The organism is Piscinibacter sp., from assembly GCF_047600445.1.
In the GTDB taxonomy this organism is placed as follows: Bacteria; Pseudomonadota; Gammaproteobacteria; order Burkholderiales; family Burkholderiaceae_C; genus Piscinibacter.
Genome location: NZ_JASGKT010000002.1, coordinates 1,076,964 through 1,100,919, shown reverse-complemented (window position 1 = coordinate 1,100,919; position 23,956 = coordinate 1,076,964). Strand labels below are relative to the sequence as shown.

Here is a 23,956-nt window from a genome sequence, read left to right as displayed (position 1 = left end):
GCGCTGCCGCGCGCCGGCTCAGTCCGGCAGCGTGCCTGCCGGACGCCCCAGCCACTTCTTCGCGAGCCGGTCCAGCTCGCCCGCGGCCTTGGCCGAGGCGATGATCTCGTTGACCTTGGCACGCAAGGCATCCTCGCCCTTGGCGACGCCGATGAAGTTGGGCGAGTCCTTCAGCACGAACTTGTATTCGGCGCCCAGGTCCGGGTTGCGCGCCATCATGTTGCCGGCCACCGATGCGCCGGTGGCGATCACCTGCACCTGGCCCGAGACGAAGGCCGCGACGGTGGCGTTGTTGTCCTCGAAGCGCCTGATGTCGGCGCTGGGCGGCGCGATCTTCGTCAGCTCCAGATCCTCGATCGCGCCGCGCGTCACGCCCACGGTCTTGCCCGCCAGGTCGGCGGCGGCGCCTATCGGCAGGCTCTTCGGCGCGAACACCGCCTGGAAGAAGGGCGAATACGCGGCCGTGAAGTCGATGACCTTCTCGCGCTCCGGGTTCTTGCCCAGCGTGGAGATCACCAGGTCGGCCTTCTTCGTCTGCAGGTAGGCGATGCGGTTGGCGCTGGTCACCGACACCAGCTCGAGCTTGACGCCCAGCTTGTCGGCGATGTAGCCGGCCATGTCGATGTCCAGGCCCCGCGGCTTCAGGTCGGTGCCGACGAAGCCATAAGGCGGGAAGTCGGTGGGAATGGCGATCTGGATCGTCTTGCGCGCCATGATCTGCTCCAGCGCGGCCTGCGCCTGCGCCTGCAGGGGCAGCAACCAGGCCGCAGCGGCGGCCACCAACAAACGGCGTCGATGTGTCATCGGGGTCTCCAGCGGCGCCGCCGTGCGGCGCGGGTTCGAAGGGGTACACACCCGGCCCGGCGCCGCACCGCGGCGGTGCGGCGCCAAGCCTGGGTGCCTTGCCGCCAGCAGGAGGCGTGCCACCGGACAGCGATGCGAACGCGATCCTCGTCCTTGCCCAGCTAGGGCGCGCCCGGATGCGCGCCGCCCCTCGGCACGGCTCAATGGCCGCCATGAACGACACGCCCGCCGACGACGCTCCGCCCCCGCCCGCGCCCGCGCCCGCGCCCTCGATCCTCGAGCTGCCGCTGAACCCGCTGCGCGCCGACGACGTGCTGCGCTGGCTGCACCTGGGCTGGCGCGACTTCCTGCGCGCGCCGCAGATCGGCCTGTTCTACGGCACCGCCTTCGCGGTGATGGGCTGGGCGCTGCTGTGGACCTACCGCCACGCGCCGGCCTGGGTGCTGGCGCTGTCGGCCGGCTTCCTGCTGATGGGGCCCTTCCTGTGCCTGGGCCTGTACGACGCCAGCCGGCGGCTGGAGCGCGGCGAGCCGCCCGACCTGGGCGCCTCGCTGATCGCCTGGGAGTCGCGCGCCGGCACGATGGCGATCTTCGGCGGCGTGCTGCTGATCCTGGAGATGCTCTGGGGGCGCGCCTCGCTGATCGTGTTCGCCGTCAGCTTCGACGGCATGCCCGACTTCAAGGGCTCGCTGGCGGCGCTGTTCGACCCCGAGCACCTCGGCTTCATCGTCGCCTACATCGGCGTGGGCGCGCTGTTCGCCGGGCTGATCTTCGCGATCAGCGTGGTCTCGATCCCGATGATCCTGGACCGCTCGGTCGATGCGGTGAGCGCCGCGCTGACCAGCCTGCGCCTGTGCCTGACGCAGCCCTGGCCCATGCTGGTGTGGGGCGCCACGCTGACGCTGCTGGTGGTGCTGGCGCTGCTGCCCGGCTTCCTCGGCCTGCTGGTGGTCGGGCCGGTGCTGGGCCATGCGTCGTGGCATGCCTACCGCGCCGCCGTGGGTGTGGCGCCAGAGGCCACGGTTACGTAACAGCGCTTCGCGCAGTGTTCGACCGATCGGTAAAATACCTCCTGTTACACACAAGCAGGACGGAGACACCGCATGAACGACGAGACCCTGCCCGTGCGCGCCTACCAGGAATCGCGCATCGAGGACGAGCCCATCCTCGGCCCGGTGCTGGCGCTGCCCGACGGCCGGCTGCAACCGCTGACCTTCGGCGAACGCCTGCTGCTCAAGCTGCGGCTCACGGACGCGAAGGCGCTCGAGCAGCGCTACTGGAAGCCGGTCAACGCCTGACAGACCTCCTCCGTTCGCCCTGAGCTTGTCCTTCGACACGGGTCTTCGGCAAGCTCAGACCCTGCTCAGGATGATCGGGAGGTATTCCGTTCGCCCTGAGCTTGCCCTTCGACACGGGTCTTCGGCAAGCTCAGACCCTGCTCAGGATGATCGGGAGGTATTCCGTTCGCCCTGAGCTTGCCCTTCGACACGGGTCTTCGACAAGCTCAGACCCTGCTCAGGATGATCGGGAGGTATCCCGTTCGCCCTGAGCTTGTCGAAGGGCTTTGGCCCGAACGGGATGTCTACGGCAGCAGCACGCTGCACCCCGTGGTGTTGCGCGCTTCCAGGTCGCGGTGCGCCTGCGCCGCGTCCTTCAGCGCATAGCGCTGGTCGATGCGGATCTTCACCGCGCCGCTCTTGACCATGCCGAACAGGTCGTCGGCCATCGCCTGCGTCGCCTCGCGCGTGGCGATGTGCACGAACAGCGTCGGCCGCGTCACGTAGAGCGAGCCCTTGGCGGCCAGCAGGCCGAGGTCGAGCGGCGGCACCTTGCCCGAGGCGTTGCCGAAGTTCACGCCCAGCCCGAAGGGGCGCAGGCAGTCGAGCGAGCGCACGAAGGTGTCGGCCCCCACCGAGTCGTACACCACCTTCAGGCCCTGCCCACCGGTGATCTGCCTGACGCGCTCGACGAAGTCTTCCTTGCGGTAGTTGATCGCGAACGCCGCGCCGTGCTCCAGCGCCAGGCGGCATTTCTCGTCGCTGCCGGCGGTGCCGATCAGCTTCAGCCCCATCGCCCGGGCCCATTGGCAGGCGATCAGGCCGACGCCGCCGGCCGCCGCGTGGAAAAGCACGAAGTCGCCCGCCTGCAGGCCGCCCACCGGCTGCGTCTGGCGCAGCAGGTACTGCACCGTCAGGCCCTTGAGCATCATCGCCGCGCCGGTCTCGAAGTCGATCTCGTCGGGCAGCCGGCACACCGACTTCGCCGGCATCACGCGCGCCTCGCTGTAGGCGCCCGGCGGGTTGCTGGCGTAGGCGGCGCGGTCGCCGGGCTTCAGGTGCGTGACGCCCTCGCCCACCGCCTCGACGACGCCGGCGCCCTCCATGCCCAGCGCCAGCGGCAGCGGGTTGGCGTACAGGCCGGTGCGCTGGTAGACGTCGATGAAGTTCAGGCCGCAGGCATGGTGGCGGATGCGGATCTCGCCCGGCCCGGGCTCGCCGACGCTCAGCGTTTCGAGTTGCAGCGCTTCGGGGCCGCCGTAAGCGGCGACGCGGATGGCCTTGACGGTCTGGGGCATCGTTGGAGTCCTCGGGAGTGAATGGCGCGAATCCGCTATCGTGCCAGCCTTTGCGCGCTGCCGCTCCACGGGGCGCGGCGCCCTCCGCTTCCTTGAGTTCGCCTCTCACCCCGCGCCTCGCCCTGCTGCTGACGCTGCCGCCGCTGCTGTGGGCCGGCAACGCGGTGGTCGGGCGCGCGCTGGTCGGCTCGGTGCCGCCGATCGCGCTCAACGCGATGCGCTGGTGGCTGGCGCTCGTGCTGCTGCTGCCGCTGGGCTGGCGCGTGCTGCGCGACACGCGGCAGATCGCCTCGCGCTGGAAGCACTTCGCGCTGCTCGGTCTGCTCGGCGTGGGCAGCTACAACGCGCTGCAATACCTGGCGGTGCAGACCAGCACGGCGCTGAACGTGACGCTGATCGCCGCCAGCTCGCCGGTGTGGATGCTGCTGGTCGGGCTGCTGTTCTTCGGCGAGCGGCCGACGCCGCGCCAGTTGCTCGGCGCGGTGCTGTCGCTGGCCGGCGTGCTGCTGGTGATCTCGCGCGGCAGCCTCGCCGCGCTGCGCGAGGTGCGCCTGGTGCCGGGCGACCTGTTCATGCTGCTGGCCGTGCTGCTGTGGGCCGGCTACAGCTGGATGCTGGCGCGGCCGCCGGCGCATTTGCGCGGGCAGGAACGGCCGGCCTGGAACTGGGCCGAGTTCCTGTTCGTGCAGATGCTGTTCGGCAGCGCCTGGGCGACGCTCGCCGCCGCGGTCGAAGCGCCGCTGACCCCGGTCGCCATCGCCTGGACGCCGGCCGTCTGCGCCGCGCTGCTGTACGTGGCGGTGGGGCCCTCGCTGATCGCCTACCGCGCCTGGGGGCTGGGCGTGGCCACGGTGGGGCCGGCGGTGGCGACCTTCTTCTCCAACCTCACGCCGGTGTTCGCCGCGCTGCTGTCGGCCGCGCTGCTGGGCGAGGCGCCGCGCTGGTTCCACGCCGCGGCCTTCGCGCTGATCGCCGCGGGCATCGTGGTCTCGTCGTTCGGCGTGCGCGCGGCGTGCCGGGCCTGATCAGAAGGTGCCCGGGTAGGCGCCGCCGTCGAGCAGGATGTTCTGGCCGGTGAGGTAGGCCGCCTGCGCGCTGCACAGGAAGGCGCAGGCCGCGCCGAACTCGTCGGCACGGCCCATGCGCTGCGCCGGAATGCCGGCGCGGCGCTTCTCGATCAGCGCCTGCGCGCTCTGCCCGCTCTTCGCGGCGGCGGCCTGCAGCGTGGTGCGCACACGATCGGTGTCGAACCAGCCGGGCAGCAGGTTGTTGATGGTCACGTTGGCCGAGGCCAGGTGCGGCTGGCGCGCCAGCCCGGCGACGAAGCCCGTCAGGCCGCTGCGCGCGCCGTTCGACAGGCCCAGCATGTCGATCGGCGCCTTCACCGCGCCCGAGGTGATGTTCACCACGCGCCCGAAGCCGCGCGCGGCCATGCCGTCGACCGTGGCCTTGATCAGCTCGATGGGTGCGAGCATGTTGGCGTCGATGGCCTTCAGCCAGACCTCGCGGTCCCAGTCGCGGAAGTCGCCCGGCGGCGGGCCGCCGGCGTTGTTGACGAGGATGTCCACCTGCGGACAGGCCGCCAGCGCCGCGGCGCGGCCCTCGGGCGTGGCGATGTCGCCCGCCACCGCCACCACCTGCACGCCAGGGTGCGCGGCGCGGATCTCGGCGGCGCCGGCTTCGAGCGCCTCGACCCCGCGCGCGGTGATCACCACGTTGACGCCCTCGCCGGCCAGCGCCATCGCGCAGCCTTTGCCTAGCCCTTTGCTCGCCGCGCAGACCAGAGCCCAGCGGCCCGAGATGCCCAGATCCATGTTCGTTGCCTCGAAAAAGTCAGCGCCAGCGCGCGAGCAGCCATACGCCGGTCAGCACGGCCAAGGTACCCAGCGCCACCCACACCGTGAACGGCTCGCCGAGCAGCCACACACCCATCAGAATGGTCGACATCGGCCCGAGCATGCCGGTCTGCGCGGCCAGCGTCGCGCCTATGCGCTCTATCGCCATCATCACCATCAGCACGGGCGCGAAGGTGCACAGCGTGGCGTTCAGCAGCGACAGCCAGATCACCTCGGGCGCGACGCTGGTCGCCGCCGAGAGCGGACGCAGCAGCACGAACTGCGCGATGCACAGCACGCAGGCCACGCTGGTGGCCAGGCCCGTGAGGCGCAGCGAGCCGAGGCGCTTGACCTCCTCGCCGCTGTAGACGAGGTAGACCGCATAACTCAGCGCGCTGCCGAACACCAGCGCGGCGCCCAGCGCCACGTCGGACCCGGCGAGTTGCAGCTCGTGGCCGAAAACCAGCAGCACGCCGCCGTAGCTGACCGCCATCGCGATCAACTGGCGCGCGCTGGCGCGGCGGCCGAACAACACCCAGCCGAGCAGCAGCACGAAGGTCGGGTTGAGGTAGAGCACCAGCCGCTCGAAGCTGGCGCTGACGTAGGCCAGCCCGGCGAAGTCGAGAAAGCTCGACAGGTAGTAGCCGCTGAAGCCCAGGCCAAGCACCGCCAGCCAGTCGCGCCGCGTCAGCGCCGGCTTGCCGCGCCCCGCCCACCACGCCAGCACGACGAACAGCGGCAGCGCGAACAGCATGCGGTACATGATCAGCGTCACCGCGTCGACGCCGTAGCGGTAGGCGAGCTTGACGATGATGGCCTTGCCCGAGAAGGCGATCGCACCGGCGGCGGCGAGCGCCAGGCCGGGCAGCACGGGGGCGGGAGCGGCGGTGGCGGCCGCGGGCGAAGTCATGGCCCGCGGGATTCTACGGATCAGGAAGAAGGCACGACGGCCGTGACCTCGATCTCCACCTTGGCGCGGTCTTCCATCAGCGCGGCCACCTGCACCGCGCTCATCGCCGCGTGGTACACGCCGATCAGCTCGCGGAACACCGCGCCGATCTCGCGGCCGCGCGCGAGGTACTCGCGCTTGTCGGTCACGTACCAGGTCATGCGCACGATGTGCTCGGGTTTCGCGCCCGCCTCGGCCAGCACCGCGACCACGTTGGCCAGCGCCTGGCGCGTCTGCGCGACGAAGTCGTCGCTGTCGAAGCGGCACGCCGCGTTCCAGCCGATTTGGCCGGCGACGAACACCAGCCGCCCTTCGGCGGCGACGCCGTTGGCGTAGCCCTTGGGCTTGTCCCAGCCCGGGGGGTGCAGCACTTGCATCACGATGCCTGCCTCAGCCTGAAGCGTTGCAGCTTGCCGGTCTCGGTGCGCGGCAGCGCGGTGCGGAACTCGACGGCGCGCGGGTACTTGTAGGGCGCGATGGCCTGCTTCACATGGTCCTGCAGCTCGCGCGCCAGCGCATCGCCGGGCTCCACGCCCGGCTTGGGCACGACGAAGGCCTTGACGATCTGGCCGCGTTCGGCGTCGGGCACGCCGATCACGCCGCACTCGGCCACCTTGGGGTGCAGCAGCAGCGCGCTCTCCACCTCCGGCCCGGCGATGTTGTAGCCGCCGCTGACGATCATGTCGTCGGTGCGCGCCTGGTAGACGAACATGCCCTCGTCGTCGACCATGTAGGCGTCGCCGGTGAGGTTCCAGCCGTCGTGCACGTAGTTGCGCTGGCGCTCGTCGGCGAGGTAGCGGCAGCCGGTGGGCCCCTTCACCGCGAGGCGGCCCACCTGCCCGGGTGGCAGCGGCCGGCCCTGCTCGTCGAGCACGCAGGCCAGGTAGCCGGGCACCGCGGTGCCGGTGGCGCCGGGCCTGGCGTGCGCCTCGTCGTGCGAGATGAAGATGTGCAGCATCTCGGTGGAGCCGATGCCGTCGATCATCTCGATGCCGCTGGCCTGCTTCCACAGCGCGCGCGTCGCGGCGGGCAGGGCCTCGCCGGCGCTGACGCACTTGCGCAGCGACGACAGGTCGTGCCCGGCGCCGGGGGCCAGCACCGCGCCGGCCATCGCGCGGTACGAGGTCGGCGCGGTGAAGCACACCGTCGCGCGGTACTGCGCGATCGCCGCCGGCAGCGCGTCGGGCGAGGCCTTCTCGAGCAGCACGGTGGACGCGCCCACCGAGAGCGGGAACAGCAGCAGCCCGCCCAGCCCGAAGGTGAAGGCCAGCGGCGGGCTGCCGATGAAGACGTCGTCGCGCGTGGGCCGCAGCACGTGGCGCGGCCAGCAGGCGCAGGCGGCCATCACGTCGCGGTGGAAATGCATCGTGCCCTTGGGCTGGCCGGTGGTGCCCGAGGTGAAGGCGATGATGCAGGTGTCGTCCTTGGCGGTGCGTACGTTCTCGAAGCTCGCCGGCTTGGCGGCGGCGCGCGCGTCGAGCGCATCGGCATCCGGCGAGTGGAAGTGCAGCACCCGCGCCAGCGTCGGGCAGGCCGGGCGCGCCAGCGCCAGTTCCTCGGCCAGCCGCGCGTCGCACAGCGCATGCGTGATCTCGGCCTTGACGACGATCTGCGTCAGCTCCTTGGCGCGCAGCAGCGGCATGCTGCCCACCGCGATGCCGCCCGCCTTGATCACCGCGAACCAGCAGGCCGCGAGCATCGGCGAGTTGGCGCCGCGCAGCAGCACGCGGTTGCCGGGCACCAGGCCCATGTCTTCGACCAGCACGCGGGCGATGCGGTTGCTCTGCGCTTGCAGATCGGCATAGCTCCAGCGCACGCCGGCGCCCTGCACGCACAACCGATCGCCTTGCCCGCGCTCGACCCAGCGGTCGAGCAGCTCGGTGGCGCAGTTCAACTGCTCGGGGAACTGCAGTTCCGGCGAGTCGAACAGGAACTCGGGCCACTGCTCGCGCGGCGGCAGGTTGCGCGCGGCGAAGGTGTCGACGTGGGCTGACGCCATCTTTCAAGCCTCCTTCAACAAGTCCTTGCCGATGATCAGTTGCTGCACCTCGGTGGCGCCCTCGTAGATGCGCAGCGCGCGGATCTCGCGGTAGAGCGACTCCACCACGTTGCCGTGCACCACGCCGGCGCCGCCCCACAACTGCAGCGCCGCGTCGATCACCTGCTGCGCGCCTTCGGTGGCGGCCATCTTGGCCATCGCGGCCTCGCGCGTCACCGTGCGGCCCTGGTCGCGCTGCCAGGCGGCGCGGTAGGTGAGCAAGGCGGCGGCGTCTATGGTGGTGGCCATCTGCGCGAGCCGGGCCTGGGTCAACTGGAAGTCGGCCAGGCGCTGGCCGAACATCGGACGCGACTTCGCGCGCTCCAGCCCCTCGTGCAGCGCGCGGCGGCCGAAGCCGAGCGCGGCCGCCGCCACCGAGGTGCGGAACACGTCGAGCGTGCGCATCGCGATCTTGAAGCCCTCCCCCGGCTCGCCGAGGCGGTTCGCCTTCGGCACGCGGCAGTTCGTGAAGCGAAGCCGCGCCAGCGGGTGCGGCGCGATCACGGCGATGCGCTCGGCGATCTCTAAGCCCGGCGTGCCGGCCTCGACGATGAAGGCGCTGATGCCGCGGCTCCCCGGCTGCTCGCCGGTGCGCGCGAACAGCACGTAGACGTCCGCGATGCCGCCGTTGCTGATCCAGGTCTTCTCGCCGTCGATCACGTAGGCGTCGCCGTCGTCGCGCGCGGCGCAGGCCATCGCCGCCACGTCGGAGCCGGCCTCGGGCTCGGACAGCGCAAACGCCGCCAGCGCCGCACCCTCGGCGACGCGCGGCAGGAAGCGCTGGCGCTGCGCATGCGTGCCGGCCAGCGAGATCGCGCCCGAGCCCAGGCCCTGCATCGCGAAGGCGAAGTCGGCCAGGCCGTGGTGGAAGGCCAGCGTCTCGCGCAGCAGGCAGATCGCGCGCGTGTCGATGGCCTCGCCGGCGCCGCCGTAGGCCGTGCCGGCCACCGCGTGGCGCAGCCAGCCGGCCGCGCCGAGCTGGCGCACGAAGGCGCGGCACTGCGCGTCGACGTCCGCCGCGTGGCTGGCGCCGTTCAGGTGTGCGGCCGCCCACGCGCCCAGGTGCGCCGCGAGTTCGCGGTGCCTGTCTTCGAAGAACGGCCAGGCCAGGTGATCGTGTTTCATCTCAGTCGCCTTCGAAGCGCGGCTTCTGCTTCGCGACGAAGGCGTGGTAGGCGCGCTCGAAATCCTGCGTCGCCATGCAGATCGCCTGCGCCTGCGCCTCGGCTTCGATCGCCTCGTCCACGCCCATCGCCCACTCCTGATGCAGCATGCGCTTGGTCATCGCGTGGCCGAAGCTCGGGCCGGCGGCGAGTTCGGCGGCCCAGTCGAGCGCGGCGCCGCCCAGGGCCTCCGGCTCGGCCAGGCGGTTGTAGAAGCCCCAGGCCTGCGCCTCGTCGCCCGGCAGCGCGCGGCCGGTGTAGAGCAGCTCCGAGGCGCGCCCCTGGCCGACGATGCGCGGCAGGATGCTGCACGCGCCCATGTCGCAGCCGGCCAGGCCGACGCGCGTGAACAGGAAGGCCACCTTGCTGCGCGCCGTGCCGACGCGCAGGTCGGACGCCATCGCGACGATCGCGCCCGCGCCGGCGCACACGCCGTCGACCGCCGCGACGATGGGCTGCGGGCAGGCGCGCATCGCCTTGACGAGATCGCCGGTCATGCGCGTGAAGGCGAGCAGGTCGGGCATGGTCATGCCGGTCAGCGGGCCGATGATCTCGTGCACGTCGCCGCCCGAGCAGAAATTGCCGCCCTCGCCCTGCACCACCACGGCGCGCACGTCGTCGGCGTAGGCCAGCGTGCGGAACAGCTCGCGCAGCTCGGCATAGGAGTCGAAGGTCAGCGGGTTCTTGCGCTCGGGCCGGTTCAGCGTGACCACGCCGACGCGGCGCTCGACGCGCCAGCCGAAATGAGCCGGCTTCAGCTCGGCCGTCGTGCGGCGGTTGCCGCCGGCGAGGTGGGGCGTCATGCGTTCTCCTGTCGTTGGTTTTCCAAGTCCGCGAGGTGCCGCTTCAGCGTGGCGAGCAGGCCGTGCACCTGGGTCTTCTGCGCGGCATTCCAGCCGTCGAACATCTCGACGATCCAGGTCTCGTGCACGGCCGCCATGCGGCGGAACTGGCGCCGGCCCGCGGCGGTGAGGCGCACGCGGTAGGCGCGCCGGTCGCTGGGGTGGTCTTCGCGCACCACCAGCCCCTCGCCTTCGAGCTGGTCGACGATGCCGGTGACGTTGCCGCCGGTGACCATCAAGCGCGCCGACAGCTCGCCCATGCTCAGGCCCTGACTCTCGCGGTCGAGCTGCGCCATCAGGTCGAAGCGCGGCAGCGTGGTGCCGAACTCGCTGCGCAGGCGCTGGCGCACCACGTTCTCGACGCGCGTGGTGCACGCGAGCAGGCGCAGCCACAGCTTGATGGCCTGGTGGTGATCGGCCTCGACCCGCGATTCGGCATCGACGAGCGTCATCGTCAGACTCCTTGCGCCAGGTTGGCCTGTTCCTGCGCCGACAGGCCGGCGTTCGCCGCGGCCAACTGGCGCTCGCGTTCCAGGTTGCGTTCGAGCTGCGCCTTGCCCGAGAGGTAGGGCACCGGCCAGTCGGCGCCGACGCCGCTGGTGTGGCCGATGCGGGCCGCCTCGAGCAGCGTCCAGGCCGGGTTGGCGAGGTGCGGCCGCGCGATGGCGCACAGGTCGGCGCGGCCGGCGGCGACGATGCTGTTGACGTGGTCGGCCTCGCTGATCGCGCCGACCGCCATCGTCGCGATGCCCAGCTCGTTGCGGATCAGGTCGGCGAAGGGCGTCTGGTACATGCGGCCGTAGACCGGCCGCTGCTGTTTGCTGACCTGGCCGGAAGACACGTCGATCAGGTCGCAGCCGGCGCGCTGGAAGGCGCGTGCGATCTCCACCGCGTCGGCCGGCGTGTTGCCGCCCGGCACCCAGTCGTGCGCCGACAGGCGCACCGACATCGGCTTGTGCCGCGGCCACGCCGCGCGCATCGCGGCGAACACCTCGAGCGGGAAGCGCAGGCGGTTCTCGATCGAGCCGCCGTGCTCGTCGTCGCGCTGGTTGGTCAGCGGCGAGAGAAAGGCCGACAGCAGGTAGCCGTGCGCGCAGTGCAGTTCCAGCCAGTCGAAGCCGGCCTCGTCGGCGCGCCGGGTCGCGGCGACGAAGTCGTCGCGGATGCGCGCCATGTCGTCGCGTGTCGCGGCGCGCGCCCAGGCGCTGACGCCGTCGAGGTACTGCTGCGGCGAGGCGGCGAGCAGCGGCCAGTTGCCGTCCGCCAAAGGCAGGTCCTCACCCTCCCAAGGCACGCGCGTCGAGCCTTTGGGACCGGCATGGCCGAGCTGCATCGCGATCTTCGCCGTGGAATGGCCGTGCACGAAGTCGACGATGCGCTTCCAGGCCTGCGTCTGCGCGTCGTTCCACAGCCCGGGGCAGCCCGGCGTGATGCGCGCGTCGGCGCTGGGGCAGGTCATCTCGGCGAAGACCAGGCCCGCGCCGCCCATCGCGCGCGCGCCCAGGTGCACGAGGTGGTGGTCGCCGGGCACACCCTCGGCCGCGCTGTACTGCGCCATCGGCGACACCACGACGCGGTTCTTCAACGTCAGCCCACGCAGCGTGAAGGGCGTGAACATCGGCGGCACCGGCTCGTTCGACAAACCCGCCCTGCCCGCCAGCCAGCCTTCCAGCGCGCCGACGTAGCCCGCGTCGCGCAGGCGCAGGTTCTCGTGCGAGATGCGCTGCGAACGCGTCAGCAGCGCGTAGGCGAACTGCTCGGGCTCCAGCTTGGCGTGGCGCGCCACGTTCTCGAACCACTCGGTGGAGTTGCGCGCCGCGTTCTGGATCTTCAGCACCTCGACGCCGCGCTGCGCCTCGTAGCTGCCCAGCGCGGCAGCGAGCTCGCCGGGGTGCGCGGCGATGCGCTCGGCCAGCGCGATCGCGTCCTCCAGCGCCAGCTTGGTGCCCGAGCCGATCGAGAAGTGCGCGGTGTGCGCCGCGTCGCCCATCAGCACCACCGGCGCGCGGCCGTTGTGATGCACCCAGCGCTTGCACACCACGCGCGGGAAGCGGATCCACTGCGCCGAGCCGCGCAGGTGCGCCGCGTTGCTCATCAGTGCGTGGCCGTCGAGGTACCTGGCGAACAGCTTCTCGCAGAAGGCGATGCCCTCCTCCTTGCTCATCTGCTCGAGCCCGGCGGCGCGCCACACTTCCTCGGGCGTCTCGACGATGAAGGTCGAGGTGGTCGCGTCGAAGCGGTAGGCGTGCGCCTGGAACCAGCCCCACTCGGTCTTCTCGAACGCGAAGGTGAAGGCGTCGAACAGCTTGTGCGTGCCCAGCCAGACGAAGCGGCAGCGGCGCAGGTCGATGTCGGGCTGGTAGGTGGCGGCGTACTTGCCGCGAAAGCGGCTGTTCAGGCCGTCGCAGGCGACGATCAGGTCGGCGTCGATGCCGGCGTCGTCGACGCACTCGCTGCGGTAGCGCATCGCCACGCCCAGTTCCTCGCAGCGCTCCCGCAGGATGTCGAGCAGCCGCATGCGGCCGATGCCGCAGAAGCCGTGCCCGGACGAACGCAGCGTGCGGCCGCGGAAGTGCACGTCGATGTCGTCCCAGTGGTTGAAGGCGTCGAGAATCCGGCCGGCGGTCTTGGCGTCGGCGCGCTTCAGGGCGCCCAGCGTCTGGTCGGAGAACACCACGCCCCAGCCGAAGGTGTCGGTGGGCGCGTTGCGCTCGATCACCGTCACCTCGTGGGCGGCGTCCTGCAGCTTCATCAGCAGCGCGAAGTACAGGCCGGCCGGGCCGCCGCCGATGCAGGTGATGCGCATGCCGTCGTCTCCGTCGTGTCGAATCAACTTTATGGTTTGATATTTCAAGTGTCAAGCATTTATACTGAAGCCACCATGAGCCGTCTGTGGGACATCTCCCCCGTGCTGGGCCCGGCCACGCCGCCCTTCCCCGGCGACCAGGCCTACGAGCAGCGCTGGACGGCGCGCATCGGCCCCGGCTGCCCGGTCAACCTCAGCGCGATCACGCTCTCGCCGCACCTCGGCGCCCACGCCGACGCGCCGCTGCACTACGCCGACGGCGCGCCGGCCATCGGCGAGCTGCCGCTGGCGCCCTTCATCGGCCCGTGCCGCGTGATCCACGCGATCGGCTGCGGCGCGCTGGTGAAACCCGAACACGTCGCCCACGCGCTCGACGCGCTTCCGCCGCGCGTGCTGGTGCGCACCTGCGAACGCGCGCCGACCGCGTGGTCGGACGACTTCGCCGCCTACGCGCCCGAGACCATCGCGCTGCTCGCCGCGCGCGGCGTGCGGCTGGTGGGCATCGACAGCCAGTCGGTCGACCCGGCCACGAGCAAGACGCTGGACAGCCACCATCTGCTGCTGAAGCACGACCTGCGCGTGCTGGAAAACCTGGTGCTCGATGAGGTGCCGCCCGGCGACTACGAACTGATCGCGCTGCCGCTCAAGCTGGCCCAGGCCTGCGCGAGCCCGGTGCGCGCCATCCTGAGGGAGCTTGCATGACGACCCGACAAGACGCGCTGGCGCTGGACGCGAGCGACCCGCTGGCCGCGCTGCGCGCGCAGTTCACGCTGCCCGAGGGCGTGATCTACCTCGACGGCAACTCGCTGGGCGTGCTGCCCGCGGCCGCGCCGCAGCGCGTGGCGCGGGCGGTGCGGCAGGAATGGGGCGAGGGCCTGATCCGGAGCTGGAACAGCGCGAACTGGGTGACGCTGCCGCAGCGCGTGGGCGACAAGATCGGCCGCGTGATCGGCGCGCAGCCGGGCGAGACGCTGGCCGGCGAATCGACCTCGGTGAATCTCTACAAGGTGCTGGCAGCGGCGCTGCTGCTGGTCGGGCAACGGCGCGGCAGCGGCGATGCGGCGCGGCGCGTGATCGTCTCGGAGCGCAGCAACTTCCCCACCGACCTCTACATCGCCGAGGGCCTGGCGCGGCAGCACGGCTTCGAGCTGCGCCTGGTGGAGCCCGACGAGATCGCGGCGCAGTTCGGCCCCTCGCTGGCCGTGCTGATGCTCACCCACGTGAACTACCGCAGCGGGCGCATGCACGACATGGCGGCGCTCACCCGCGCGGCGCACGACTGCGGCGCGCTCGCGCTGTGGGACCTGGCGCATTCCGCCGGCGCCGTGCCGGTGGACCTGAACGCGGCCGACGCCGACTTCGCCGTCGGCTGCGGCTACAAGTACCTCAACGGCGGCCCGGGCGCACCGGCCTTCCTGTGGGTGCATCCGCGCCATCTGCAACGCATGGAGCGCGACGACCTGTGGCAGCCGCTGTCGGGCTGGTTCGGCCATGTGGCGCCGTTCGACTTTTCGCCGCACTACCGCCCCGCCGGCGGCATCGCGCGCTTCGCCTGCGGCACGCCGCCGGTGCTGGGCCTGACCGCGCTGGACGCCGGCATCGACACGCTGCTGGCCGCCGAGCCGGCCGGCGGCATGGCGGCGCTGCGCCGCAAGTCGCTGGCGCTGACCGACCTGTTCATCGCGCTGGTCGAACAGCGCTGCGCCGGCCACGGCCTCGAACTGGTCACGCCGCGCGAACACGCGCTGCGCGGCAGCCAGGTCAACCTCGCGCGCCGCGAGGGCGGCTACGCGATCGTGCAGGCGCTGATCGCACGCGGCGTGATCGGCGACTTCCGCGCCCCCGACGTGCTGCGCTTCGGCTTCACGCCGCTGTACACCCGCTTCGCCGAGGTGTGGGACGCCGTCGAGCACCTGCGCCAGGTGCTGGACACCGGCGAGTGGCGGCAGGCGCGCTTCAACCAGAAGGCGGCCGTGACATGACGGCGTCGGACGAGGGGCTGGCATGAGCGACACCGAGAGGATCGTGCACGACGAGGGCGCGAAGCTCGACTTCTCGCGCGACATGAGCTACGGCGACTACCTGCAGCTCGACGCCGTGCTGAACGCGCAGAAGCCGCTCTCGCCCGACCACAACGAGATGCTCTTCATCGTGCAGCACCAGACCAGCGAGCTGTGGATGAAGCTGATGCTGCACGAGCTGAGCGCCGCGTTGGCCTGCATCGCGCGCGACGAGCTGGGCAGCGCCTTCAAGATGCTGGCGCGTGTCAGCAGGATCATGGAGCAACTGGTGCACGCCTGGGACGTGCTGGCGACGATGACGCCGCCGGAGTACTCGGCGATCCGCCCCTACCTCGCCAACAGCAGCGGCTTCCAGAGCTGGCAGTACCGCTGCATCGAGTTCATGCTCGGCAACAAGAACGCCGCGATGCTCAGGCCGCACTCGCACCGCCCCGACCTGCTGGCCAGGGTGGAAGCGGCGTGGCGCGCGCCCTCGCTCTACGACGAAGCGCTGCGCCTGCTGGCGCGCCGCGGCCTGCCCGTGCCGGCCAGCCACCTCGAACGCGACTGGACGCAGCCCTACCCGGCCAGCGACGCCGTCGAGCAGGCCTGGCTGGCGGTCTACCGCGACCCCGAGCGGCACTGGGACCTGTACCAGCTCGGCGAGGAACTGACCGACCTCGAAGACGCCTTCCGCCTCTGGCGCTTCCGCCACGTCACCACCGTCGAGCGCATCATCGGCTTCAAGCGCGGCACCGGCGGCACCAGCGGTGTCGGCTACCTGCGCAAGATGCTCGATACGGTGCTGTTCCCGGAGATCTGGAAGCTGCGCACCGATCTCTGAGCGGGGCGCGTCACGCGCCGGCAGGCTGTTCGAGCGGCCGGACTGACATTCGCCGCGCGCAAAGGTGGAGTCCAGAGTCATGCTCTCTCCTGCCATTCGCCCGCCCACGCAAGAAGACGATTCATCCTGGCGTCCTCTCTGGGAGGGCTACAACGCCTTTTCTATGGACGGCACGGCGACACGGCGCTGCCCGAACACATCACCCAGACCGCCTGGCGGCGATTCTTCGACCCGCACGAGCCGGTCTTTGCATTGGTCGCTCAGGACGATCAAGGCCGTCTCGTCGGCCTCGCCCACTACCTGTTCCATCGCGGCATGACCCGGGTCGAAGCCGTCTGCGCCCGGGCCAAGGCGGCGGTGGCAACCCGGGTCTATTGGCAAACGCACGAGACGAATGCCGTCGGGCGGATGCTCTACGACAAGGTCGTCAAGCATCACGGCTTCACCGCTCGATGAGGTTCATGAAGACCGGCCCCTGCGCGTGGGCCGGTGGGCCGTGAACGCTTCGCGGCCGGTGCACAGGAACAGCGACGCGAAGTCCTCGGCCAGCGGCAGCGCGACGCGGGGCGCGCGTGCCGAAGCGGGGCATGGGGCCCGACGATGCCATCGCCCGCCGATAGAATCCGCCCGCCCATGAGCCTCGCCGACCGCCTTGCCGTCCTGCCGCAGTACCTGCTGCCCAAGCAGTGGCTGACCTCGTTCGCCGGCGCCGCGGCCAGCCGCGCGGCGGGCGGCCTGACCAGCGCGGCGATCCGCCGCTTCGTCGCGCGCTACGGCGTCGACATGAGCGAGGCGGCCGACCCCGACATCACGAGCTACGCCAGCTTCAACGAGTTCTTCACGCGCGCGTTGAAACCCGGCGCCCGCCCGCTGGCCGAGGCGCCCTGGCTGTGCCCGGTGGACGGCGCGATCAGCCAGTTCGGCGCGATCGCGCACGATCGCATCTTCCAGGCCAAGGGCCACGACTACACGACCACCGCGCTGGTCGGCGGCGACGCCGAACTGGCGGCGCGCTTCGAGGGCGGCAGCTTCGCGACGCTGTACCTGAGCCCGCGCGACTACCACCGCATCCACATGCCCTGCGCCGGCCGGCTGCTGCGCATGATCCACGTGCCGGGCGCGCTGTTCTCGGTCAACCCGACCACCGCGCGCGGCGTGCCCGGCCTGTTCGCGCGCAACGAGCGCGTGGTGTGCGTGTTCGAGTCCGCGCACGGGCCCTTCGTGCTGGTGCTGGTGGGCGCCACCATCGTCGGCAGCATGGCCACGGTGTGGCACGGCGTGGTCAACCCGCCGCGCCCGGGCACGCTGCGCGAGTGGCGCTACCGCGACGGCGAGGTCGCGCTCGGGCGCGGCGCCGAGATGGGCCGCTTCCTGCTCGGCTCGACGGTCGTGCTGCTGTTCCCTCGCGGCACGCTGCGCTTCGAGCCCGGCTGGACGCCCGGCCACGCCATCCGCATGGGCGAGGCGATGGGCTGGCCGGCCTGAGGCCATCCCGGTACGCGCGGTTCAGTACGCCGCCGCCAGCCCGTCGCGGCGCGCATCGCTCGCCGCCACGTAGCCCTCGACGGCCGGATCGCCGAGGCGCCAGATGAACTGGCCGGCGCCGAAGTCCTGGTAGCTGTCCTGGAAGTCCTCGACCTGGTGGCCGAGCGCGCGCAGGCCCTCGCGCGTGGCCGCCGGCAGCGTCGCCTCGACGTTGATCGAACGGCCCTGGTTGAAGCGCCAGCGCGGCGCGTCGCAGGCGGCCTGCGGCTCCTGGCGGAAGCTCAGCATGCGCACCAGCGTCTGCAGATGGCCTTGCGGCTGCATGTTGCCGCCCATCACGCCGAAGCTCATCTGCGGCGCGCCCTGCTTCGTCAGGAACGCCGGGATGATGGTGTGGAAGGGCCGCTTGCCCGGCGCCACCAGGTTGGGGCTGCCCGCGCGCAGGCTGAAGCCGTGGCCGCGGTTCTGCAGCGAGACGCCGTAGCCCGGCACCACCACGCCCGAGCCGAAGCCCATGTAGTTGCTCTGGATGAAGCTGACCATCATGCCGCGCTCGTCGGCGGCGGTCAGGTAGATGGTGCCGCCCTTGACCGGGTTGCCGGCGCCGAAGTCCTGCGCGCGCCGGCGGTCGATCAGCCTGGCGCGCCCGGCGAGGTAGGCCTCGTCCAGCATCTGCTCGGGCGTGACGTCCATCGTGCGGCGGTCCGACACGTAGCGGTAGGTGTCGGCGAAGGCGAGCTTCATCGCCTCGATCTGCAGGTGCTGCGCCTCGACGCCGTCGGGCTTCAGGCCCGCCAGGTCGAAGTGCGACAGGATGCCCAGCGCGATCAGCGCCGCGATGCCCTGGCCGTTGGGCGGGATCTCGTGCAGCTCGTGGCCGGCGTAGGCCTTGGCGATAGGCGCCACCCACTCGGGGCGGTAGGCGGCGAGGTCCGCCGCCGTCATCGCGCCGCCGTGGGCGCGCGCATGCAATTCGATGGCCTGCGCCACCTCGCCGCGGTAGAAGGCCTCGCCGTAGCTCTGCGCGATCAGGCGCAGCGTGCGCGCCGCCGCCGGGAAGCGGAACAGCTCGCCGACTTCGGGCGCGCGGCCGTGCGGCAGGAAGGCCTCGGCGAAGCCGGGCTGCCGCGTGATCTCGGGCAGCGCCGCGGCCATCGCCCATTTCTGCCGCACCACCCAGGGCACGGCGTAGCCGCGCTCGGCGATCTCGATCGCGGGCTCGAGCAGGTCGGCGAAGGGCAGGCTGCCGAAGCGCTCCGACAGCGCCACCCAGGCCGACACCGCGCCGGGCACGGTGACGCTGTCCCAGCCGCGCCGGGCCGGGGCGCGCGCATCGGCGCCGAGCCGGCCGCGGAAGTACTCGGGCGTCCAGCCCTGCGGCGCGGTGCCGCTGGCGTTCAGGCCTTGCAGTTGCCGCCCGTCCCACACGATCGCGAAGGCGTCCGAGCCCAGGCCGTTGCTGCACGGCTCGACGATGGTCATCGCGGCCGCCGCGGCGATCGCCGCATCGACCGCGTTGCCGCCCTGCCAGAGCGTGCGCAGGCCGGCCTGCGCGGCCAGCGGATGCGAGGTCGAGACGATGTTGCGGCCGAACACCGGCAGGCGCTGGCTGGGGTAGCCGGCGCTCCAGTCGAAGGCGTGGCGGGTCATTCAATGCTCCTGGTGGGTGGTGTCGGCGGCGGCGTGCGCCTGCCGGTGCAGGCGGCGCACGCCGAGCCAGACGCCGAGTGCGATCAGCGGGATGGCCAGCGCGACGGCGAGATCCGGCGAGAGGTTCAGGCCGGCCGCCTTGGCGCCCTTGGCGGCGTAGCCGACCAGCCCGGCGCCGTAGTAGGTGACGGCCGCGACCGACAGCCCCTCCACCGCGCTTTGCAGCAGCAGTTGCGCCTTCTGGCGCCGGTTCATCGCGTCGAGCAGCGCGCGGCTGCTGGCCTGCTGCTCGATCTCGACGCGCGTGCGCAGCAGGTTCGAGACGCGCGAGACGCGCTCCGACAGCGCCTGCAGCCGCCGCCCGGCCCAGGCGCAGGTCTGCATCGCCGGCAGCAGGCGGCGGTCCATGAACTCGCGCAGCGTCTGCAGGTTGTGCGCGCGCTCCTCGCGCAGCTCGTCGATGCGCCGCTGCACCAGCTCGAAGTAGGCCGCGCTGGCCGAGAAACGCGCGTGGGTTCGCGCGTACAGGCCCTCGACGCGCGCGGCGAGCTGCGTGAGCTGGCGCAGCAGCTCGGGTTCGTCGTCGCGCCGCGCGGTGCGGATGCGCTCGGCCACGTCGGCCAGGTCGCGCTCGGCGCCCGCCAGCGCGCCGCCGACCTCGCGCGCCACCGGCAGGCCCAGCAGCGCCATCATGCGGTAGGTCTCGATCTCCTGGATGCGCTGCACCAGCCGGCCGAGGCGGCGCGGCGTCATGTCGCCGGCGACGACGATCCAGCGCGTGAAGCCGTCGCCGTGGATGCGGAAATCGGTGTAGACCTCGGCCGAGTCGTCCATCACGCTGGCGCCGACCAGCGCGTCCTCGTCGAGCAGCGTGCGCACCGGCGCGGGCGGCTCGTGGCGCAAGGGCGGCGCCGGCAGCACCAGCATGTGCAGGCCGACCAGCCACTGCCCGGGCAGCGCGGCGCGCCAGTCGGCCGGCACGGCGGCGATCGGCGGCGCGGCGAAGCCGTCGGCCGCGCCGGCGCCCTGGCGCCAGAAGGTGCAGGTGTGGAACTCGCCGTGTTTCTCCCAGCGCAGGCGCAGGCCGCCGATGTCGGCGCTGAGGTGGCTGGCGCCCTCGGCCGGCACCGCGAGCTGGCGCGCCGCCAGCAGCGCGGCCAGGTGCGCGCGCTCGGCGTCGCCCGCGTTGCCCACCAGCGCCACGTGCGACAGCAGCAGCGGCGCGTTCATGCGCTCGTAGGGACGCGCGTGCACCTCGTGGTGAAGACTCTCGCGCAAGGGGTGCACGTGCTGCATCGCGCGATGCTAGTCGATGGATTCGCCGATGTAGCGATGTACTTTCGGTGGCTCGGTGCCGAGGTGGAAGGCCAGCCGCTTCTCGCGCAGCCCCACGTCGGCGGCGGTGAAGCGCTCCTGGCGGCGCAGGTGCTCGACCCAGGTCTCGTCGAGGAAGTATTCGATGTAGCGGCCCGGCACCGCCGGGTCGCGGAACAGCCCCCACGACAGCGCGCCCTGGCGCAGCCGCGCGCGGCGCGTGTCTTCCATCACGGCCATGAAGGCGTCGGCGCGCGAGGGCGCGATCAGGTACTCCACCGTCACCATCACCGGCCCCTCGTCGGGCTGCGGCTCCACCAGCGGCAGCGGCGGCGCGCCGCCGGGGCGGGCCGGGCTGAAGTCTTCGTCCTCGCCGCCGTCGACGGTCAGGCGGCGCGTCGCCAGCAGCACCAGCGGCCCGGCCACGGAGGCCGCGACGATGCTCGCCGGCACGCTGCTCCAGCTCGCCACCTGGCCCCACAGCGCCGCGCCGGCGGCGCTGCCGCCCATCAACGCCATCTGGTAGATCGACATGCCGCGCGCGCGCACCCAGTTCGGCAGCGCCATCTGCGCGGCCAGCGTCAGCGAGTTGGCGGTGGAGATCCAGGCCATGCCGGCCACCGCCATCGCCGGCACCGCCAGCCAGATCGAGGGCGCGAACACCACCGCCACCGAGGCCAGCGCATGCGTCACGGTGCCCCAGCGCACGAACACGTCGCGCCCGATGTTCTGGCGCAGGCGCGGCAGGTACAGCGCCGCGGCCACCGCGCCGCCGCCCATCGAGGCGAGCAGCAGCGTGAAGGTGCCGGCGCCGCCGTCGTGCAGCTTGCGCGCCACCAGCGGCAGCAACGCGGTCAGCGAGGTCGATTGCAGGAAGAACAGGAAGATGCGGATCAGCACCACGCGCATGCGCGGCGACTGCGTGACGTGCTGCAGCCCGACGCGCATCGCGCCGAGGAAGCGCTCGCCGGGCAGCGCGCTGACCTTGCGCTGCGACTTCCAGCGCAGGATCAGCGCGAAGGCCACCACCGCCAACACCGCGTTGAGCGCGAACACCGCCGCGCTGCCCGCGCCGGCCAGCAGCGCGCCGGCCAGCACCGGGCCGATGACGCGCGACATGTTCATCGCCACGCCGTTGAGCGCCAGCGCCGCCGGCAGCTCGTGGCGCGGCACCACTTCCGGCACGATGGCGGCGAACACCGGCCAGCGCATCGCCAGGCCGATGCCGTTGGCGAAGGTCAGCGCCAGCAGCAGCGGCGCCGACAGCGCGCCGGCCAGCGAAGCCAGGCACAGCAGCAGCGCGACGCTGGCCACCCACAACTGCGTGACGGCGAAGTAGCGGCGCCGGTCGACGATGTCGGCCAGCGCGCCGCTGGGCAGGCCCAGCACGAACACCGGCAGCGTGGAGGCCGCCTGCACCAGCGCCACCATCACGGCGCTGTCGGTCAGCGTGGTCATCAGCCACGCCGCCGCCACGTCGTTCATCCACATGGTCACGTTGGCGGCCAGCCAGGCCGTCCACAGCATGCGGAACACCGGCCCCTTCAGCGGGGCCAGCGACGACGGTGGCGCGTCGCTCACGCGCGGGTCAATCCGCGTCCTGGAAGGCCTCTTCGCGCTTGTTCTTGATCGACGGCAGCATCACCACCACGACCATCAGCGCCGCGGCCACCAGCAGGCCGGCCGACAGCGGGCGCGTCAGGAAGGTGCTCCAGTCGCCGCGCGACAGCAGCAGCGCGCGGCGCAGGTTCTCTTCCATCATCGGCCCGAGGATGAAGCCCAGCAGCAGCGGCGCCGGTTCGCACGCGAGCTTGTAGAAGAGGTAGCCGACCACCGCGAAGCCCGCGCCCATGTAGACGTCGAAGGGGTTGTTGTTCAGCGTGTACAGGCCGATGCAGCAGAACGACATGATGGCCGGGAACAGGAAGCGGTAAGGCACCGTCAGCAGCTTGATCCACATGCCGATCAGCGGCAGGTTCAGGATGATCAGCATCAGGTTGCCGACCCACATCGAGGCGATCAGGCCCCAGAAGAGCTGCGGGTTGCTGGTCATCACCTGCGGGCCGGGCTGGATGCCCTTGATGGTCATCGCGCCGACCATCAGCGCCATCACCGCGTTGGGCGGGATGCCCAGCGTCAGCATCGGGATGAAGCTGGTCTGCGCGCCGGCGTTGTTGGCCGACTCGGGGCCGGCCACGCCGCGGATGTTGCCCTTGCCGAACGGCACCTCGCCGGGGCGGCCGCGCGACTTCTTCTCCAGCGTGTAGGCCGCGAACGCGGCCAGCAGCGCGCCGCCGCCGGGCAGCACGCCGAGGAGGGAGCCCAGCGCGGTGCCGCGCAGCACGGCGGGGAAGGCGTCCTTGAAGTCCTGCACCGTCGGCCACAGGCCCTTCACGTCCTTCGTGAACACCTCGCGGTGCTCGGCCGGCTTGCCCAGGTTGGCGATGATCTCGCCGAAGCCGAACACGCCCATCGCGATGGCGACGAAGTTGATGCCGTCGGTCAGCTCGGGAATGTCGAAGCTGTAGCGCGGCGTGCCGGAGATCACGTCGGTGTTGATCTGGCCCAGCAGCAGGCCGAGCAGGATCATCGCGATCGCCTTGATCAGCGAGCCCGAGGCCAGCACTACGGCGCCGATCAGGCCCAGCACCATCAGCGAGAAGTACTCGGCCGGGCCGAACTTGAAGGCCAGCTCGGTCAGCGGCGGCGCGAAGGCGGCGATGATCACCGTGCCGACGCAGCCGGCGAAGAACGAGCCCAGGCCGGCCGCGGCGAGCGCCGCGCCGGCGCGGCCCTGGCGCGCCATCTGGTAGCCGTCGATCGCGGTGACCACCGAGCTGGACTCGCCCGGCACGTTGATCAGGATCGCGGTGGTCGAGCCGCCGTACTGCGCACCGTAGTAGATGCCGGCCAGCATGATCAGCGCCGGCGTCGCGTCGAGCGCGTAGATCGACGGCAGCAGCATCGCGATGGTGGCCACCGGGCCGAGGCCGGGCAGCACGCCGATCAGCGTGCCCAGGATGCAGCCACCCAGCGCGTACAGCAGGTTCTGGAAGGTGAAGGCGACGCCGAAGCCGAGCGCCAGGTTCGAGAGCAGTTCCATGGCGTCGTCCTCAGTTGCCGATGAACGACGGCCACAGCGGGATCGTCAGGCTCAGGCCGACGATGAAAACCAGCCAGCAGCCCGCCGTGAGGATGGCGGCGTTGACCAGTGCCTCGCCCCAGTGGAACTCGTCGCCGGCCAGCGCCGCGATCACCACCAGCAGCGGCAGCGCGATCACCATGCCCAGGTGCGGCAGCGCCCAGCCGAAGATCGCGACGGTCAGCACGATGAAACCGAGCGGCTTCCAGGCGAAGGCGCCGACCGGGTCGCCGCCTTCGGTCTCGATGGTCAGCGCCTGGAACAGCACGATGGCGCCGAGCAGCGCCGTCAGGATGCCCAGGCCGAAGGGGAAGTAGCCGGGGCCGGGGCGGGCCGAGGTGCCGAAGCTGTATTCGGTGGCGCCCCAGGCGAAGCCCAGGCCGACGACCACGAACATCAGGCCCGACCAGAAGTCGCGCTGGCTTTTGATCTTCACCGCTTTCTCCTCCGAAGACGGAATGGTTCGCGGCGGATTCTAGGCAGCGATGCCCCGGCTCCCTGTGTGGTTT

The 23,956-nt window shown here is 71.5% G+C and carries 22 protein-coding genes and 1 pseudogene; 8 read left to right on the top strand and 15 right to left on the bottom strand.

Annotated elements, in window-relative coordinates; all coding sequences use genetic code 11:
- Positions 1-18: 18 nt before the first annotated feature.
- A complete protein-coding gene (locus tag QM792_RS09300; RefSeq protein WP_415149422.1) occupies positions 19-804 on the bottom strand; it encodes a transporter substrate-binding domain-containing protein in 786 nt (261 codons plus the stop codon).
- Between the two features lie 212 nt (positions 805-1,016).
- Here QM792_RS09300 and QM792_RS09295 point away from each other — a divergent pair, with 212 nt between their 5' ends.
- Positions 1,017-1,835, top strand: coding sequence for a DUF2189 domain-containing protein (locus tag QM792_RS09295; protein WP_415149421.1), 819 nt, complete (start codon positions 1,017-1,019; stop codon positions 1,833-1,835).
- Between the two features lie 72 nt (positions 1,836-1,907).
- Positions 1,908-2,102, top strand: a complete 195-nt coding sequence (locus QM792_RS09290; RefSeq protein WP_415149419.1) for a hypothetical protein — start codon at positions 1,908-1,910, stop codon at positions 2,100-2,102.
- Between the two features lie 284 nt (positions 2,103-2,386).
- Here QM792_RS09290 and QM792_RS09285 read toward each other — a convergent pair whose 3' ends face one another.
- Positions 2,387-3,379 carry a quinone oxidoreductase family protein gene (locus QM792_RS09285; protein WP_415149417.1) on the bottom strand — a complete coding sequence of 331 codons (993 nt, stop codon included), beginning with the start codon at positions 3,377-3,379 and terminating at the stop codon, positions 2,387-2,389.
- 92 nt (positions 3,380-3,471) lie between these two features.
- Between QM792_RS09285 and QM792_RS09280 the strand changes: the two genes are divergently transcribed.
- On the top strand, positions 3,472-4,404 hold the full coding sequence (locus QM792_RS09280) for a DMT family transporter (protein ID WP_415149415.1): 933 nt from the start codon (positions 3,472-3,474) through the stop codon (positions 4,402-4,404).
- On the opposite strand, the gene QM792_RS09275 is transcribed toward QM792_RS09280, so the two are convergent.
- Genes QM792_RS09275 through QM792_RS09240 form a run of 8 tightly spaced genes read right to left on the bottom strand, consistent with a single transcriptional unit; the run spans position 4,405 to position 13,012 of the window.
- On the bottom strand, positions 4,405-5,193 hold the full coding sequence (locus QM792_RS09275; protein WP_415149414.1) for an SDR family oxidoreductase: 789 nt from the start codon (positions 5,191-5,193) through the stop codon (positions 4,405-4,407).
- Between the two features lie 19 nt (positions 5,194-5,212).
- A complete protein-coding gene (locus tag QM792_RS09270) occupies positions 5,213-6,124 on the bottom strand; it encodes a DMT family transporter (protein WP_415149412.1) in 912 nt (303 codons plus the stop codon).
- A 20-nt stretch (positions 6,125-6,144) separates the two neighbouring features.
- Entirely contained in the window at positions 6,145-6,540 is a 396-nt protein-coding gene (locus QM792_RS09265; protein WP_415149410.1) for a RidA family protein, read from the bottom strand.
- Complete coding sequence (locus tag QM792_RS09260; RefSeq protein ID WP_415149408.1) at positions 6,540-8,162, bottom strand: AMP-binding protein; 1,623 nt, start codon at positions 8,160-8,162, stop codon at positions 6,540-6,542. Before QM792_RS09260 ends, QM792_RS09265 begins: the two co-directional genes overlap by 1 nt.
- Positions 8,163-8,165: 3 nt before the next feature.
- Positions 8,166-9,326, bottom strand: a complete 1,161-nt coding sequence (locus QM792_RS09255) for an acyl-CoA dehydrogenase family protein (protein ID WP_415149406.1) — start codon at positions 9,324-9,326, stop codon at positions 8,166-8,168.
- Position 9,327: 1 nt separating this feature from the next.
- On the bottom strand, positions 9,328-10,167 hold the full coding sequence (locus QM792_RS09250; RefSeq protein WP_415149404.1) for an enoyl-CoA hydratase family protein: 840 nt from the start codon (positions 10,165-10,167) through the stop codon (positions 9,328-9,330).
- Complete coding sequence (locus QM792_RS09245; protein ID WP_415149403.1) at positions 10,164-10,658, bottom strand: MarR family winged helix-turn-helix transcriptional regulator; 495 nt, start codon at positions 10,656-10,658, stop codon at positions 10,164-10,166. The genes QM792_RS09250 and QM792_RS09245 overlap by 4 nt, the downstream gene beginning before the upstream one ends.
- A gap of 2 nt (positions 10,659-10,660) precedes the next feature.
- Positions 10,661-13,012: a bifunctional salicylyl-CoA 5-hydroxylase/oxidoreductase gene (locus QM792_RS09240; RefSeq protein WP_415149401.1), complete on the bottom strand. Its 2,352-nt coding sequence runs from the start codon at positions 13,010-13,012 to the stop codon at positions 10,661-10,663.
- Positions 13,013-13,087: 75 nt separating this feature from the next.
- Between QM792_RS09240 and kynB the strand changes: the two genes are divergently transcribed.
- The 5 genes and pseudogenes from kynB (at position 13,088) to asd (ending at position 17,341) form a co-directional block, all read left to right on the top strand.
- On the top strand, positions 13,088-13,714 hold the full coding sequence (gene kynB, locus QM792_RS09235) for an arylformamidase (RefSeq protein WP_415149400.1): 627 nt from the start codon (positions 13,088-13,090) through the stop codon (positions 13,712-13,714).
- Positions 13,711-14,994, top strand: coding sequence for a kynureninase (kynU, locus tag QM792_RS09230; RefSeq protein ID WP_415149399.1), 1,284 nt, complete (start codon positions 13,711-13,713; stop codon positions 14,992-14,994). Before kynB ends, kynU begins: the two co-directional genes overlap by 4 nt.
- A 22-nt stretch (positions 14,995-15,016) precedes the next feature.
- The gene (gene kynA, locus QM792_RS09225; RefSeq protein WP_415149397.1) at positions 15,017-15,856 is read left to right on the top strand and encodes a tryptophan 2,3-dioxygenase; all 840 of its coding nucleotides are present in this window, start codon (positions 15,017-15,019) and stop codon (positions 15,854-15,856) included.
- 79 nt (positions 15,857-15,935) lie between these two features.
- A pseudogene (locus QM792_RS09220) lies at positions 15,936-16,312 on the top strand (GNAT family N-acetyltransferase).
- 177 nt (positions 16,313-16,489) lie between these two features.
- Positions 16,490-17,341, top strand: coding sequence for an archaetidylserine decarboxylase (asd, locus tag QM792_RS09215; protein ID WP_415149396.1), 852 nt, complete (start codon positions 16,490-16,492; stop codon positions 17,339-17,341).
- Between the two features lie 21 nt (positions 17,342-17,362).
- Here asd and QM792_RS09210 read toward each other — a convergent pair whose 3' ends face one another.
- From QM792_RS09210 to QM792_RS09190, 5 genes are read right to left on the bottom strand one after another with little or no spacing between them, the layout of a single operon-like run.
- Positions 17,363-18,991 carry a gamma-glutamyltransferase family protein gene (locus QM792_RS09210; RefSeq protein WP_415149394.1) on the bottom strand — a complete coding sequence of 543 codons (1,629 nt, stop codon included), beginning with the start codon at positions 18,989-18,991 and terminating at the stop codon, positions 17,363-17,365.
- Positions 18,992-20,287 (bottom strand): DUF3422 family protein, encoded by a 1,296-nt coding sequence (locus QM792_RS09205; RefSeq protein WP_415149393.1) that lies wholly within the window; start codon positions 20,285-20,287, stop codon positions 18,992-18,994. It abuts the gene before it with no gap.
- A 9-nt stretch (positions 20,288-20,296) separates the two neighbouring features.
- A complete protein-coding gene (locus tag QM792_RS09200; protein ID WP_415149391.1) occupies positions 20,297-21,886 on the bottom strand; it encodes an MFS transporter in 1,590 nt (529 codons plus the stop codon).
- 7 nt (positions 21,887-21,893) lie between these two features.
- Positions 21,894-23,408, bottom strand: coding sequence for a tripartite tricarboxylate transporter permease (locus QM792_RS09195; protein WP_415149389.1), 1,515 nt, complete (start codon positions 23,406-23,408; stop codon positions 21,894-21,896).
- 10 nt (positions 23,409-23,418) lie between these two features.
- Positions 23,419-23,883: a tripartite tricarboxylate transporter TctB family protein gene (locus QM792_RS09190; RefSeq protein WP_415149387.1), complete on the bottom strand. Its 465-nt coding sequence runs from the start codon at positions 23,881-23,883 to the stop codon at positions 23,419-23,421.
- Between the last annotated feature and the right edge of the window lie 73 nt (positions 23,884-23,956).